Genomic DNA, 15,904 nt, shown 5'->3' on the forward strand with positions numbered 1-15,904 from the left:
CTTTTACCAACTTTTCTTTCACGTTCGTGGTGTTATGCCCACCCATAGGTCGTCAATGGAAATACCTGTTGTCGAAAATGCCACTCACAGATCTGTGCGAGTGAAACTAGGCTAGGCGCAACTTATGTGTGAGATGGCTAATGGGGTGAGGTATATGTTTCGATATCTATTGTGCAGTTTTTGTCTAGTGCTTTTGTACCCGACAGGGATAGATATGTACTTGGTCGGTTTGCCGCAAATTGCGCAGGATTTAGGGGCGAGTGAGGCGCAGCTGCATATTGCTTTTTCTGTGTATCTTGCGGGCATGGCGACCACTATGCTGTTTGCGGGGAGCTTAGCAGATAGGATTGGGCGTAAACCCATTACCTTGTTTGGCGCATTGCTGTTTGCTATTGCCTCTTACTTTGCCGGTAGTGCGCAAACCAGTGATCTCTTTTTAATGGCACGCTTTGCACAAGGCATTGGTGCGGGTTCTTGCTATGTTGTGGCTTTTGCGATTTTGCGTGATGTATTAGACGATAAGCGCCGAGCAAAAGTGCTCTCTATGGTCAATGGCGTGACTTGCATTATCCCAGTGATAGCACCTGTGATAGGCCATTTAATTATGCTTAAATTCCCATGGCCTAGCCTATTTAACACTATGGCGGGGATGGGATTAATGGTATTAACCCTGTGTATTTTTGTATTGCGCGAAACCTATCCTAAACCGCAATTTCACACCACAGTTGAGTCGGGTGGATATAAAGAATCCTTTAAACAGCGGTTTTTTCTCAGTCGCGTGGTGATAACGACTTTAGGTGTGACAACGATTTTAAGCTATGTAAATGTCTCTCCCATGTTGATCATGGGGCAGATGGGGTTTGACCGTGGGCAATATTCCAACACTATGGCTATGACAGCATTTGTGAGTATGGTGGCCTCATTTTCGACGCCCTTTTTACTTAACCTGTTTAAAGAAAAATCATTAATTTTGTTCTCTCAGACATTATTTGCCGCCGCGGCATTGGTGTTTATCTTGACTCAATTGGGCGGGGTTAGTCAGTCATTCAACCTGTTAGGTTTTGCTTTTGTTTGTTCCGGTTTTTCGATTGGATTTGGGGTCACCATGAGTCAGGCGCTGAGTCCATTTGTTACTCGTGCTGGAGTTGCCAGCTCATTACTGGGAATTGCCCAAGTGTGTACTTCAGCTTTATATATTTGGGTGATGGGTCTGCTCGAAGTGAGTGCGATTAATATATTATTAGTGATCCTCGCTGTCGGTGCGCTGGTGAGCATTACACTGATCTTAGCGGTTCCTAAATTGCCGGAAATTGTACTTAATGACCAAATCCCTGAGTCGGCTTGATCTTAACTTATTGTTTATTTTGCAGCTTTTATTACAGGAGCGGAGTGTCTCTAAGACTGCCAAAAAGCTCAATGTCACGCCATCCACAGTGAGTAAGTCGCTGGCCAAATTACGGGATTGGTTTGACGATCCCTTATTTGTCAAAACGCCGCAGGGATTTCAGTTAACGCCATTGGCTCACGGTATGGAGCAGGAGTTATCCGAATGGTTGCAAATGGGTAAGCAACTGATGGCTAAGCGCGGTGACGAGATGACCAAAGGGCTCACCTTCGAGTTGATGCTTGAGTCGCCTTTGTTGCTTATCATGCTTAATGAGCTGACTCAGGCCATTTATACTCAATACCCTGATGCAAAGGTGAAGGTACGAAATTGGGATTACGATTCACTCGAAGCGATTGTGCGTGGTGAAGCGGATATGGGTTTTACCGGCCGAGAAAGTCATCCACGTTCCAAGGAATCCCTTGATTTATTACCCTATTTTATCGATTTTGAGGTTTTATTTACCGATCTTCCTCAGGTGTATTTGCGCCGCGATCATCCCGCCTTGCAGGAAGAGTGGAATATAGACACCTTTCTTAAATATTCGCATATCAATATCTTGTGGGAAAAGAGTGAAACTTGGGCCTTAGATGATGTGCTTATTGAGCTTGGGTTAAGCCGTAATATTGTGCTGACCTTGGCCAGTTTTGAGCAGTCACTGTTTGTCGCGGCAGAGCCTCACCACAGCATGATGGCAATTGCACCACAATATTGTGAGCAATATGCTCGCCAATTACACCCTGACTTAGTCAGTCGCCCTATCCCGATAAGTGGCGAATATCTTGATAAACTCGCCATTCCTTTTACCTTGATTTGGCATAAGAGAAACAGCCACAACCCTAAAATCAATTGGTTGCGAAGCAAGATAAAAGCGATTTATCAACAGCATGATTAAGGCTGTTATTTACTGCATTAACTTGTTTGGGTAATACCCAATTGCTGACAAATATGTTGGATACAAAGTTCTCGCTGTTGGCACCATAGCCCGTAACTGACGGGGATAAGTTTAATGCCCGCGCGCTGTAAGAGTTTATACAGTTCAATATCGAAAAAGTCCGCCCAAGGTCCTGGGTAACCGATTAAATCTATTGCTAAATATTGGTTACCATAGCGACATAAAATATCCAGTTCTAGCCCCGCCATATGGTAGGCTCGCCAGACAGTTATGCCTTTTTCTTCAATCGCGAGTGCCACAGACTGGCCGAAGGTATCGAGGGAATCGACATAATTGTGTGCCGCTTGAAATTGGCCCGCCGATGCTAAGTAAGTTGCCAGTAAATTATTGTTGGGGAGCTCATGCGCTTGTACCGATAAAAATAGCCACTGCATTTGTTTAGCGCGGGTGATGGCGACATTGAACATATCTTCGCGATTTAAATACACGGCGGCGCGGCTGTCGTTGGCCGTAATGCTAAACGACAGCAGCATAATATCGCGTTCCTCACCTTGAAATCCAAAGGGTGTGGCAATCCGTAATTGGTGACGCTCGAGTTGTAGTGCGCTAAAGCGTGCGAGAATTTGCTGGGATAAATACTCCGTCTGATTGCGAAAGCAGGATAGTACACCAATGCTGGCGGGCACTAATGCATTCTCTTGTTCATCAATCAGTTGAGCTAACTTTTGAATTAATGCCTCCGCTTCTATGGCGTTAATGCCCTTGCTATCACGGCTGCCAGTCACATGGACTCTGTGTAAGTGCCCAGAGCTTGTGCAAGGTCTGTGCTGCATAATCTTCAGCATGCCTTGATAAAACTGCTGATTACTAAATTGGATCAGCTCAGGTTTACTCCGAAAATGCTCATTTAAAAATACCACTTGGGATTGGCTCGCAAGGGATTGCGATACTAAGTCGAGCATACTGGCATCACGGTAGCTCATTAGGCCGCGACAATCTGGGGCGAGTCCGAGTTGGGTCTGGATTTGGGTTTGTTTTGCGCGGGACAAAAACGAGAAATGGCGCAGCTGTTTGCTATCGCCCACCACCAGTGCCGCTTTTGCCCGCTGCAAGGCCGGTAAACAGGCGGCAATATTGGCTTGGGTGGCTTCATCAATAATCACTAGATCAAACATTTGCTGCTCCATGGGCAGCACTTTATGCAAGCTGGCAAGGCTCGATAACCAAATGGGAAAGGTTTGCTTTAAGGCATCAAAATCCGTTTTGTAGAAACCGTCGAGTTGCTTAGCGGACTGGCGGGCGCGTAACGCACTGGCAAAACTCACCAGTGTACTGCGCTTATGTTTGAGTAATTGGTTTAATCGATAGTGAGTTGCCAATTGTAAGTATTTGAGGCTTAAGTCTTCTTTTTGCGCTATCAGTGTCGTTAATTTATCGAGTTCATTCCATTGCTGGGCAAACCTTTTTATACCTGCACGGTAAGCCCAGTTGTAAAATCCTAAGCGCCAACGGGATTGTCCTTGTTGTAAGGTCGCCAGTTTTTGGCCGCGACGTATGGCATGGCGGCAATGACGTATAAAGTCCGCTTCCATTTTGACTTGCTGACGAGTCACAGTATTAAGTTGTTGTTTTGCATTGAGTAGCAACTTATCCGAGACGGCCTCATCAGATGCAGGGTGCTGACCATGGAGCATTTCATCAATCTGGTTTTTAAGGACTTTTATAAACTGCGGCGAGCCGGCTCGAATAAGACTGCTCCCAAGCTGGAATTGTTGTTGCAATTTATCGGCAATCACATCAACAGCAACATCAGTGTGGGCGACGATGAGGACAGATTTACCCCTTAATACCTGCTCTGCTGCCACAGTGGCTATGGTGTAACTCTTACCTGTTCCCGGCGGGCCTGAGATCTGCCCCAAAGTATGATTGGCCGCAATCTTTAAGGCCTGAATTTGCGCGCGGCTTAACAGCCCAGGAAGATAAGCCTCTTGCGTGTCTTCACTGGCGCTGATTGATGTTGTTTGTTGTGTTTCTGCGAATAGCGCTTTAAGCGGTGCTGATGGTTCAGCCGCTGTCATTAGTTTGTCGAGTTCGTGCAAAATGCCGCGACTTGCGATCGAACGTTCTGCCAAAATGATTTGGCTTCGACTGACAAGAAACTGCCCACGTTTACGGCATAAGCTAGTGAATTCAGCCTCATCGATCAGCTTGGGAAAATGCAATAAATGACTGGTATCGACATCGGCTTGGCCCGCCCGCAGCCAAGCTATCCAGCCACTGACATCCGTTGGATTATCGCGTAAATCTTGGCTTAGGCTATGTCCTTCAACGACTAATTTTTCTAATAGAGCTTCATTGATAGTGAATGGTCCGCTGCCAGCTAGAGTGTTATTGCTCTCTAGGTAGAGATTATCGCCGTCAGCCTGCAATTGGCATTCTCGATAAAGGAGTGGTGTCACGACTTTTCGTTTTTCGCCATTAAGGTCGACTGTGCCGCAGAAAAACAGACAGCAGTGCAATAATACCTTTTCGCGTAAATACAAAGCGCTACGTGCTAGTAATGCACTGGCGGGAGCAAATGGCACTGGCAAGCGGGGTAGGAAGCCACTGCTTAACTCGTCTTCATGTTGGAGTAATAGCTGATCTTGCTCGGCAAGCTTGTGGCTAGACCAGAGATTGATTTCGGCACTATCGTGTTGAAAACATTGTTTGTAGTAGTTGAGAATCCCTTGCAAATCCTATCCATCCCAAAGGCTTAATTGGCGATGCGAGAGTAACCTAATCGCATTAGTCGAACAAGGTTTGTACCGTCTGAGGATAGTTTATCCATAGTCGCTTTAAGCCTAAAAGAGAGGTGTTCGATAGAACAGTCATTTTCCACTGGAGCAGAATTTTTGAGAGGCGAGCAAAAGTATCAGCAGCCGCATTTGTATCAATTAAGGGCCTGAAAAGTGTGGTTTGTATCACTTTTTAGTGTGTTATTGAAATGTTTGTTAAGTGTTTGAGTTTGTAAAATATTTGTTTTTTGTTTTTAGTGGAAATTGCCATTGTTGTCATTGTATAACTGCGTAGATTGAACTGAATTTTTGTCTGCTAATGAGGGAAACAATGATAAAAAGTAAGCTAAAGGGATTCGCTGCGGTGGCTGTTGCCTGTTTAGCGGTAACGGCATGTGGCTCAGATGATAATAATGAAGAGGGCACAGATCAAAATGCCACCTATGTGCAATTTTATAATGCTTCAGCTGGAAGCACTGCTACTGCACTCAAAGTTGCCGATAAAACCTATGAAAGTGTGATCTATGGGGACACTATGCCGCGATTTACGTCGACGGCTGGCGTAACTGCGATTGAAGTGATGGCTAAGGATGCCTCTGATAAAGATATCTCTATTTATAAAGAAAATATCGATTTGAAAGTTGCAACGGACCATTTCTTTGTATTACATGGTGATTTTACCGAACCTAAATTACTTAATATCAACTATTCTCGCACTGAACTCGATAAGCTCAACGAAGTGGCTGAAAACAGTAAAATGCAGCTCTTGATTGCCAATACTGCTGTACATGCCCAAGCCTTTGACGCTTATGTTTCTAAGTCGACCCAAACCTTTGCCGATGCCGTGATGTTAGGCAGTGTGGCCTACGGTGAAGTGTCGCAGCCGCAAGTGATGGATACGGGTGAATATAAGGTTTACCTCGCACCAGCGGGAACAATGAATGTTTCTTATACAACTGCGAACATTAAATTCAGTTCTAAGGTGCCTTATAAGCTGATTATCCGCGAAGGTTTTGGTGCTTCGGATTCAAAAATCACCTTGGACAGTGTCGATTCAACCACCAATGTTCGCAATCATGTAGCATTAGAAGCGAGTGTCGATTATCGCGTCTTTAACGGTTTAGGTTCGCACATTATCGATGTGAAAGTGGCTAGCAGTAAGCAAGATACTCTGTTTAGCGAAGTGCCATCTTTTGGGGTGACGAGCTATCAAGGTGCTGAGTTTAATGATTTTGGTGTGAGTGTGTTCGACCACGGTACGCAAAATAAATTGCTCGATAACGTGTTGATCACCCTTAACCAAGATGACATTAAAACCATCTTCATCTATGAGCAAACGACCGAGCAGGGCAGCCAAGTGAAGGCGATGGAGATGAAGCAAACTCAGACGCCAAGTCCCTATAGCTTTAAGTTCGACATTGTGAGTTTTGCCGATAAAAGCAATCTAACCGTGTATTTCTTAAAGGCAAATGACACGATTGAAACGGCTGTAAATAAGATCACCGCAGTCAATCCAGCAAGCCCTCAGTCATTGACTGTGCCAGCTGGCGAATATTCTATTAAGGTTATCGCTGTGGAAAACGGTACTAAAACCGTTGTCTATGCATCCGATTTAATGGATTTCAGCAATGAAGACAATGTGACTATGGTGCTGAATAAAGATCCTTCCACTAGTTTTGGTTATAACTTGATTAAGATCTAACCGCTATGGTGAGTGAACGGCTCTAATAAAACAGCGCTACTTAGGTAGCGCTTTTTTTGGCTGTTTTTGTGTGCTCGTTTTAGTGTGCTTAGTAGATTGAGCATTATTGTCTTAGCATTCACTTTTTATTGATTGTGGCTGCGGGGTTAATGTAGGCTGAACGGCAAAAATTAAGCCGAGCATTGCTGTGATGTGTATAACGCTGTGGTATGAATAACGCGAGCAATATAGGAAAAGGAGTTCACTGTGATGAGTAAAGGATTTAAAGACGGCCATTTCCAAATTGGTGAAGGCAGTATTAGCGGTACTATAGCGTGTATGTTAGCGATATTATCGTTTCTGGGTGTATTGGCGTTTCATTTTCCCGAATATCTCACTACTCCAGAATTACGCCAAAGCTATAATGTCGATGTTATTCGCAGCTTAATATTTGTCGCCTTAGTGGTATCGGGCAGTTTAGGTTTATTGAATTTTATTCGAAATAAAAATAAGCGTTTCGGCTTTGCGGCTTGGGTATTTGTGAGTTTAGCGATTGCCTTTGGTGGTCATCAAGTTGAGGTCGAGCCTTTTGCTAATCATAAGGTCTCACTGGGTTTAGATTGGTTTATTTTAGACTTATTAGGTTCAACCTTAATTTTCATTTTTATCGAAAAATGGCTACCCCATAAACCAGAACAAGCAATATTGAGACCCGAGTGGCAAGGGGATTTAAACCATTTTTTGGTGAATCACTTAGCGATTGGATTTGTATTATTGGTGGCCAACCAATTTGTGCAGTCGACCTTTTCTTGGGCTATTTCCAGCACAGTGCAAAGCTTTATCGCGGGTCTCCCCTTTGTGTTGCAACTGTTGTTGATTTTATTGGTCGCCGATTTAATGCAATATGCGGCGCACCGTGCCTACCATGAAATTCCTTTCCTGTGGCGCTTCCATTCGGTGCACCATAGCGCGAAACATTTAGATTGGTTGGCTGGTTCAAGGCAACATATGTTTGAGTTGATTGCTACCCGTTGTTTAGTGCTCACGCCGATTTTTATCTTGGGATTCTCCAAAGACATCATCAGTATTTATGTGATTATCGTTGGCGTGCAGGCGGTCTTTAATCATGCCAATGTGCAGGTTAACTTTGGCTGGCTACGTTATTTAATTGTCAGTCCGCAATTCCACCATTGGCACCATGCTTCTGATAAGGCGGCAATCGACCGTAACTATGCTGCCCATTTTTCTTTTTTAGATTACCTATTTGGGACTGCAGTTCGAGGTCAGAAAGAGTGGCCAGAGCAATATGGTGTCGTGGGCGATTACATGCCTGTTGGCATGTTTAAGCAGCAATTGTATCCCCTTGGTTTAGCGAAGAAAGACACAAAATAATGGCGTGCAATTAGAATGGTTTGTTTTTGAATGATTGTCCGGGAGTATTGATTAGGTCAACTGAGTAGTAACGCTGAGCTGTGGCGGTTAACTCTGATATTGGGATAGAAACAAGCCCAACACAGCGCTTGGGAACCGCGCTTTGTTGGGCTTTTTTGCCGTTCAAACTACAATCGTTATTCGGAAATTTTCAGTTCTTGGCCTGGCTTAATAATGCTTTTGCCATTGAGCTGGTTCCACTTCATTAAGTCAGCCAGTTTAACCTTATTCTTACGGGCGATTTTATCCAGCGAATCACCAGATTTCACCTTGTAAGTGGTCGCTTTTACAGCAGGTTTATCGGCCGATGTTGAGGTAGTCGCTTTAGCTTTGGTCGACGACTTATTGCTCACTTTTTTATCTGTCTTCGCCTTGGTTTTAGTGGGTTCAGGCTCATTATCATTGCCCGCCATTGGCGTTAACAGTGTGAGCTCTTGGCCGATTTTTAGGCGGTCAGATGTCAGATTGTTGGCCTGTTTTAATGCTTTCACTGACATATCAAACTTGGCTGCGATTGTGCCTAGGCTGTCGCCAGATTTGACGATATAGCTTTGGCTGTCATAGCGTTTTTGAGCGTAGAGCTTGTCCTGATTTTCCTGATAATGACCTATGTTTTCCAGTGGTAAAGCGATTTGATATTTGCCTTTGCTGGGGATTACACCTTGGCGAAAGCCTGGGTTATAGGTTTTAAATTCTGCTTTGCTGAGCCCTGCTGCATTAGCAATCTGGCCAATATCTACGCCATTAGGTGCTGGCACTCTTTCCAAGAAAGGGCGGTTAGCAATAGGGGGGACTTTTAAACCGTAGTGGTTGGGATTTCGAATAATTTGAATAAATGCCAGCCACTTAGGGACTGTTTGTACTCGTTTAGCGGGGATACCCAGTGACCAAAAGTCCGTAGGTTTACCCTTGGCTTTGTTTTTATCAATGGCGGCTTTGATCACTAGCTCACCGGTATTGTAGGCGGCGACGGCGTTAATCCAGTCTTTGTCTAAGGTGTCGTATAGGTGCTGTAGATAGTCGAGCACTGCATCGGTTGAGGCCAGCGCATCTTTACGGCCATCGTAGGCAGAATTCACTGTTAAGCCAAAATTACGTCCAGTAGCAGGGATCATTTGCCACAGTCCTGCGGGGCCGTTAGCTTGTGCTAAAGGGTTATAGCCACTTTCGACTATGGGCAATAACGCCAATTCTAATGGCATGTTACGCGCTTCGAGCTGGCTGACTATGTAATACAAGAATGGCTCGGCGCGATCGCCAACCTGATTCATAAATTTTTGTTTATCATCGAAAAAGTTACGCTGTTTACGTACTTCGGCATCATCATGGACGTCAATGGTATTGGCGTGTTGGATCTTTTCCCATACATCGCTGTACTGCTCAACCACTTCGGGTGGTGTTTGATGCTGTTGTGGCGAGTGGTCGTTATCATTACTGATATCACTTGCTGTGGCATTGAATTCAGTGGTTGATGGGCTTGCTGATGTTGTAGCGCAACCGCTCAGTAGGGCCATTAGCATGGCAAGCATAAGCACTGTAAAAGAGTGCGTTTGGCGAAAATGTGTCCGCATGATTGTCCTGTGATGAGTTGACTGGGCATTCCATATTGGTGCACATGCTAATCTGTTTTCGAGTTTCTGGATAGCTCCCCCAAGTTTTACCTATAGTATCAAAGTTGTCTTAAGGCCGATTGTGCCGCCCTTTGATTGCAGATCCTGCGTTTAGCTTTATCGATTTATACGCTACCATAGCCGCGATTTTTCATTGACTTGGGTAGCAAAGTGCAGACGTTAGCGCAGTTAAGGGCAGGGCAGTTACAAGGGATCACACGTTTACAATTGGTTGAGGATTTAACCGAGTTCCCGCGGGAGATTTTTGATTTAGCTGATACCCTCGAAATCCTCGATTTATCGAATAATCAACTGAGCACTTTGCCCGAGGATTTACACCGCTTATCGCATTTAAAGATAATTTTCGCCTCGAATAATCGCTTTGAACATTTGCCTGAGGCATTAGGGCTATGCACAAATTTAGAGATGATTGGCTTTAAGGCCAATCAAATCAAAACAGTGACTGCTGCGGCATTACCGCTGCAAACCCGCTGGCTCATCCTAACCGATAACCTCATTGAGACGTTGCCTGCGGCCATGGGCGATTTACATCGTCTGCAAAAATTAGCTTTAGCGGGTAACCGTTTAACAACCTTGCCCGAGTCGATGGCCAATTGCCGCAACTTAGAGTTAGTGCGTTTATCGGCCAATCAACTCCACGCACTGCCAGCTTGGTTACTCAGTTTGCCCAAACTGACTTGGCTCGCCTTTGCGGGAAATCCATTCAGCCATACCTTAGTCGATCCCCACGCCGATGTGGCCACAGTGGCGAATGTGACTCTGGGTGATATCAAGTTGGCTGAAAAGCTTGGCGAAGGGGCTTCTGGGGTCATTTATCGAGGCTATTGGTTGAATCAAGCCATGATAGCCGCGACGGGGGCGGCGCAGATTGCGGTAAAACTCTTTAAGGGTGAAGTGACGAGCGATGGTTATCCTGCTGACGAGTTAGATTGCTGTCTCACAACGGGTGATCATCCCTGCCTTATTAAGGTCGTGGCGCATATTAGCCAAAAAGATCAATTGGGTTTAGTAATGGAACTAATTCCGCCAGGGTTTAGTAACTTAGGGCTACCACCAAGTCTTGTCACCTGCACTCGCGATACCTTTAAAGAAGGTAGCGAATTTCGCCTTGATGAAGTCGCCAAAATCACACACCAGTTGGCCGATGCGATGGCGCACATGCATGCAAAACAAGTAAGCCATGGTGATGTCTACGCCCATAATATTATGGTTAATCAACAGATGAGCTTATTGTTTGGGGATTTTGGTGCGGCATCAAACTTACGCAATCTATCGACAGCAGAACGCTTAGCGATAGAAGCTATTGAAGTGCGGGCGCTTGGTTGCTTGATTGAAGATCTATTGGCCTATGTGGATGCATCTGCCTATGTGAGTGCCTCGATTGGCCCTCTGTACTACACACAGTTGAGTGCGATTAAAGATGAGTGCATGCAGTTAGATGTGGCTCAGCGCCCCTGTTTTGCTGACGTGAAAAAGGCCATCGGAGCCCTGCTAAAAGGTAAATAGTGGCTTGCTAATAGGCTGGCTCTACACTTGTTTCAAGTTTGCTGTATTTTATGGTTGTTTGTGTGATTTAAGTGCTCACTATTAAGTTTATCGTTAAGTTATTGTTTTGTTTGGTTGTGTAACCGAGTTTTTACTGGCACTGACTGGGATTAAGCCTATAGGCTGTATACCCAAATAACCTCAAATTGCTGAAACAGGCACTTTGGGGGGACTTGGTATTAGTTTTGGGTTCAATCCGGTTTGCTGTTGTCGGATAGGATGTCCGTTGAATAGTAAGAACGATAGGTTTGCATACTATGTTTACACGAACGCTGTTTACACAAAGAGTAACTGAACGAGCACGCAGTGCATGCGATATTTCATTAAAAAGCCATCCCCATCATCTCCCAAAGGCGCCCTTATTCGCGCCTTTGCCGTTTCTACTGGCGAGTGTTTTCGCTTTAGCCCCTATGGCCGTGATGTCGGCGGACAAGGTCGACATCATCCCTGTGACGGTCGAGGCCGTTAAAGAAACGTCCTTTGCCGATGTAGTGAATGAAGTCGGTAAAATCAACGCTATCGATTCAGCCACGCTGAACTTTAATGCTAGCGAAAAAATTAGCGCGATTCATTTTAGTAACGGCGACAAAGTGACTAAAGGTCAAGTGATTGCCGAGCAGGACAACATTAAAGCCAAGGCCGATTTAGACAAAGCCAAGAGCACCTTAGCACTGGCTAAAACTAAGCTGGAGCGTATCGAAGACTTACTGATTAAAGAACCCTTTGCGCTTGCTAAGCAAGATGTGGATGAGCTACGGGAAAATGTGAATCTGGCCGATGCGGATTTTCGCCAGAAACAAGCCACCATGAACGATTACCTGATCAAGGCTCCCTTCGATGGTCAGTTGACCAGCTTTAGTCAGTCTATCGGCAGTCAAATTGGTGCTGGTACGGCCTTAGTCACCCTCTATAGTTTAAATCCGGTCGAAGTGCGTTACGCCATTAGTCAGAAGGATTTAGGCAAGGCGCAAAAGGGCCAAAAGGTGAATGTGACTGTTGAGGCCTATGGTAATAAGGTATTCAAAGGGTTAGTTAACTATGTTGCCCCTGCGGTAGATGAAAGCTCAGGACGGGTTGAAGTGCATGCTGCCCTTGAAAACCCTGAGTTTAAGCTTGCTCCTGGCATGTTCGCCAACATCAAGCAGTTCTATAGTCTAGGGATTAAACGTCTGTTAGTGCCGCAAAATTCGATTATTGCCAATAACGATGAACGTTTTGTCTGGCTAGTGCAGGGCGATAGCGTAATAAAGCAAGTGGTTAAACTCGCTCAAAATACGAATGACGGTTATGCCGTCGTGACTGAAGGTTTAGCCGAAGGCGATTTAGTCGTTAAAACGGGTATGCAAAACCTCAAGTCCGATAGCAAGATCAAAGTCGTGCAGGATAGAAACACTGCAGATAAAGCGGCAACATCAAGCGCTGACAAAGGTGCTGATTCAGGCGCTACTCCAAATATTGAGGTGGCTGAATAATGCGTTTACCCGAAGTCTGTATTCGTCATCCTATCTTCGCCTCCGTACTCAGTATTATGGCTGTGTTACTGGGCTTGATTGCCTTTCAAAAACTCGATATCCAATACTTCCCTGAGCATACCACCCACTCGGCATCTGTGAATGCGTCGATTGCAGGGGCGAGCGCCGATTTTATGTCGAGCAACGTGGCCGATAAATTGATTGCAGCGGCTTCGGGCATAGATAAAGTCGATACTATGTCGACCGACTGTAGCGAGGGGCGTTGCTCATTAACGATTAAATTCAATGATGACACCAGCGATATTGAATACACCAACTTAATGAACAAGTTGCGTAGCGGCGTCGAAGGGATTAACGATTTCCCCCAGAGCATGATAGATAAGCCCACAGTCACTGACGATACCTCGGCCACAGATTCGGCCAGTAATATCATCACCTTTGTGAACGCGGGTGGCATGGAAAAGCAGGCTATGTACGACTACATTAGCCAGCAGTTAGTACCGCAACTCAAACAAGTTCAAGGCGTTGGTGCTGTTTGGGGGCCCTATGGCGGCTCACAAAAGGCGGTCAGAGTCTGGCTCAATCCTGAACAAATGAAGGCGTTGAATATTAAAGCTGCCGATGTGGTGGGCACGTTAGGCTCTTACAATGCCAGTTTTACCTCGGGTGCGATCAAAGGTAAGTCGCGGGATTTCTCGATTAACCCTTTGAATCAAGTTGAAACGCTTGAAGACGTGAAGGATCTGGTGATTAAGGTCAGCGAGGGTAAGATCATCCGCGTGTCCGATGTTGCCGATGTGGTGATGGGCGAGGAAAGTCTGTCGCCGAGTATGTTGTCTATCGGTGGACATAGTGCAATGTCATTGCAGATTTTACCGCTGAGCAACGCTAACCCAGTGACAGTGGCTTCGAACATTAAAGCCGAAATTGCACGCATGCAAAAACATTTACCCCAAGGCTTAGAAATGAACTTGGCCTACAACCAAGCTGATTTTATTGAAGCCTCCATCGACGAAGGGTTTTCTGCGTTGATTGAAGCAGTGATCTTAGTTTCGCTGATTGTGGTGTTATTTTTGGGTAGCCTGCGGGCGGCATCGATCCCCATTATTACCATTCCCGTGTGCGTGATTGGGGTGTTTGCTGTGATGTCGGCGCTCGGATTTAGTATCAATGTGTTGACTATTCTGGCGATTATTTTGGCCATTGGCCTGGTGGTGGACGATGCCATTGTGGTGGTCGAGAACTGCTATCGCCATATTGAAAACGGTGAAACGCCTTTCAATGCGGCGATTAAAGGCTGTCAGGAGATCATTTTCCCTATCATTGCGATGACGTTAACGCTCGCCGCCGTGTATCTGCCGATCGGATTAATGTCGGGCTTAACCGCCGATCTGTTTCGGCAATTCTCCTTTACCTTAGCAGCGGCCGTGATGATCTCTGGCGTGGTGGCGTTGACTTTGTCGCCTATGATGAGTGCCTATCTTATCAATACTACTGAGCAACACCCTAAATGGTTTAGTCGAGTCGAGAATGCGCTGCAGCAGTTAAATCATTTGTATATCAATGAGCTGAATAAGTGGTTTGTCCGCAAGCGTTTGATGTTTGGCGCGGCTGTGGTTTTGGTGGGTCTTGCGGGTATTGCTTACTGGCAATTACCCAAAATACTCTTGCCTGCGGAGGACTCTGGCTTTATCGATGTGGCGTCTAATGGCCCTACCGGTGTCGGTCGGCAGTATCATCTCAATCACAATGCTGAGCTTAATGGTGTGATGGACGAGCATCCTGCGGTAGGGGCTAACTTGTCCTATATCGAGGGAGAGCCAGTGAACCATGTGCTACTCAAACCTTGGGGTGAGCGCAGTGAGGGTATAGATGATGTGATCAGCGATTTGATTACAACATCAAAGGAAAACGTTTCTGCCTATAACATGTCGTTTAGCATTCGCTCAGCGAATAATCTCAATATTGCCAATAATTTGCGTTTAGAGCTGACGACCTTAGATCGGAATAAGGACGAACTCAGCGAAACCGCCGCCAAAGTGCAAAAGTTACTCGAGGATTATCCTGGCCTGAATAACGTGGGTAACTCAGTGCTTAGGGATCAACTACGCTACGATCTGTCTATCGATCGCAACGCCATTATCCTCTCAGGTGTGAGTTATGGTGATGTCACTAATGCGCTTTCTACCTTCCTTGGCTCAGTGAAGGCGGCGGACTTACATGCTACCGATGGTTTTACTTATCCTATTCAAGTGCAAGTAAACTTAGACAAACTGAGTGATTTTAAAGTGTTGAATAAGCTGTATGTCACTTCAGAATCTGGGCAAGCACTGCCATTGTCGCAATTTGTGTCGATTAAACAGACCACGGCGGAATCTAACATTAAGACGTTTATGGGTCTTGATAGCGCTGAATTGACGGCAGATATTATGCCCGGCTATTCAACTGATGAAATCAAAACCTACTTAGATGAACAATTACCGACATTGCTTAATGATGCCCAAGGCTTTAAATACAATGGCGTGGTAAAGGATCTTATGGATTCGCAGGCGGGCACTCAGTCGCTATTCTTGCTGGCATTGGTGTTTATCTATTTGATTTTGGCTGCGCAGTTCGAAAGTTTTGTCGATCCCTTAATTATCTTACTGACAGTGCCCTTGTGTATTGTCGGTGCGTTATTGACCTTAGCCTTGTTTGGCCAGAGTGTGAATATCTATTCGCAGATTGGTTTATTAACCTTAGTGGGGCTAGTGACTAAGCACGGTATCTTGCTGGTGGAGTTTGCCAATAAGCAACAAGACCAAGGTTTGAGTGCGATTGAGGCGGCGCGAAGCAGTGCCAAATCTCGTTTAAGACCGATTCTAATGACGTCTTTAACCATGATTTTAAGTGCGATTCCTTTAGCCTTGGCATCGGGACCGGGCTCGTTAGGGTTAGCTAACATAGGTTTAGTCTTAGTCGGAGGTCTGTTAGCGGGCACTTTCTTCTCGTTATTTGTAGTGCCTGTGGCCTATGTCGCTATGGCTGAATTGAAGGCCAAGGATGTGCTTGCTAGACTGCGAAGTGCTTAAGTTGAGTTTTATGCGCT

9 protein-coding genes are annotated in these 15,904 nt (G+C 45.5%); 7 read left to right on the forward strand and 2 right to left on the reverse strand.

Going from position 1 to position 15,904, the window contains the following annotated elements; all coding sequences use genetic code 11:
- Window positions 1-154: 154 nt before the first annotated feature.
- The gene (locus GWI56_RS15625) at window positions 155-1,345 is read left to right on the forward strand and encodes an MFS transporter (RefSeq protein WP_198573416.1); all 1,191 of its coding nucleotides are present in this window, start codon (window positions 155-157) and stop codon (window positions 1,343-1,345) included.
- The gene (gene yidZ, locus GWI56_RS15630; protein WP_198573417.1) at window positions 1,320-2,279 is read left to right on the forward strand and encodes an HTH-type transcriptional regulator YidZ; all 960 of its coding nucleotides are present in this window, start codon (window positions 1,320-1,322) and stop codon (window positions 2,277-2,279) included. Before GWI56_RS15625 ends, yidZ begins: the two co-directional genes overlap by 26 nt.
- A gap of 17 nt (window positions 2,280-2,296) precedes the next feature.
- Here yidZ and GWI56_RS15635 read toward each other — a convergent pair whose 3' ends face one another.
- On the reverse strand, window positions 2,297-5,014 hold the full coding sequence (locus GWI56_RS15635) for a DEAD/DEAH box helicase (RefSeq protein ID WP_198573418.1): 2,718 nt from the start codon (window positions 5,012-5,014) through the stop codon (window positions 2,297-2,299).
- Window positions 5,015-5,387: 373 nt separating this feature from the next.
- Here GWI56_RS15635 and GWI56_RS15640 point away from each other — a divergent pair, with 373 nt between their 5' ends.
- Window positions 5,388-6,758 carry a DUF4397 domain-containing protein gene (locus GWI56_RS15640; protein WP_198573419.1) on the forward strand — a complete coding sequence of 457 codons (1,371 nt, stop codon included), beginning with the start codon at window positions 5,388-5,390 and terminating at the stop codon, window positions 6,756-6,758.
- Between the two features lie 249 nt (window positions 6,759-7,007).
- Window positions 7,008-8,129: a sterol desaturase family protein gene (locus tag GWI56_RS15645; protein ID WP_198573420.1), complete on the forward strand. Its 1,122-nt coding sequence runs from the start codon at window positions 7,008-7,010 to the stop codon at window positions 8,127-8,129.
- Between the two features lie 176 nt (window positions 8,130-8,305).
- Here the strand turns inward: GWI56_RS15645 and GWI56_RS15650 are convergent, their stop codons facing one another.
- Entirely contained in the window at window positions 8,306-9,739 is a 1,434-nt protein-coding gene (locus tag GWI56_RS15650) for a LysM peptidoglycan-binding domain-containing protein (protein ID WP_198573421.1), read from the reverse strand.
- Between the two features lie 210 nt (window positions 9,740-9,949).
- Between GWI56_RS15650 and GWI56_RS15655 the strand changes: the two genes are divergently transcribed.
- From GWI56_RS15655 to GWI56_RS15665, 3 genes are all read left to right on the forward strand, one after another.
- Window positions 9,950-11,305: a leucine-rich repeat-containing protein kinase family protein gene (locus GWI56_RS15655; RefSeq protein ID WP_198573422.1), complete on the forward strand. Its 1,356-nt coding sequence runs from the start codon at window positions 9,950-9,952 to the stop codon at window positions 11,303-11,305.
- A gap of 296 nt (window positions 11,306-11,601) precedes the next feature.
- On the forward strand, window positions 11,602-12,816 hold the full coding sequence (locus GWI56_RS15660) for an efflux RND transporter periplasmic adaptor subunit (protein ID WP_198573423.1): 1,215 nt from the start codon (window positions 11,602-11,604) through the stop codon (window positions 12,814-12,816).
- Entirely contained in the window at window positions 12,816-15,887 is a 3,072-nt protein-coding gene (locus GWI56_RS15665; protein WP_198573424.1) for an efflux RND transporter permease subunit, read from the forward strand. The genes GWI56_RS15660 and GWI56_RS15665 overlap by 1 nt, the downstream gene beginning before the upstream one ends.
- Window positions 15,888-15,904 lie beyond the last annotated feature (17 nt).

Origin of the sequence: Shewanella sp. DW31 (genome assembly GCF_015767295.1) — a bacterium.
GTDB classification, from domain to species: domain Bacteria; phylum Pseudomonadota; class Gammaproteobacteria; order Enterobacterales; family Shewanellaceae; genus Shewanella; species Shewanella oncorhynchi.

What these genes read in the sequence shown, in the direction of transcription:
- yidZ (WP_198573417.1), top strand. Translation starts at nt 1,320, where the DNA reads ATGACCAAATCCCTGAGTCGGCTTGATCTTAACTTATTGTTTATTTTG.
- GWI56_RS15645 (WP_198573420.1), top strand. Translation starts at nt 7,008, where the DNA reads ATGAGTAAAGGATTTAAAGACGGCCATTTCCAAATTGGTGAAGGCAGT.
- GWI56_RS15665 (WP_198573424.1), top strand. Translation starts at nt 12,816, where the DNA reads ATGCGTTTACCCGAAGTCTGTATTCGTCATCCTATCTTCGCCTCCGTA.
- GWI56_RS15650 (WP_198573421.1), bottom strand. Translation starts at nt 9,739, where the DNA reads ATGCGGACACATTTTCGCCAAACGCACTCTTTTACAGTGCTTATGCTT.
- GWI56_RS15625 (WP_198573416.1), top strand. Translation starts at nt 155, where the DNA reads ATGTTTCGATATCTATTGTGCAGTTTTTGTCTAGTGCTTTTGTACCCG.
- GWI56_RS15640 (WP_198573419.1), top strand. Translation starts at nt 5,388, where the DNA reads ATGATAAAAAGTAAGCTAAAGGGATTCGCTGCGGTGGCTGTTGCCTGT.
- GWI56_RS15660 (WP_198573423.1), top strand. Translation starts at nt 11,602, where the DNA reads ATGTTTACACGAACGCTGTTTACACAAAGAGTAACTGAACGAGCACGC.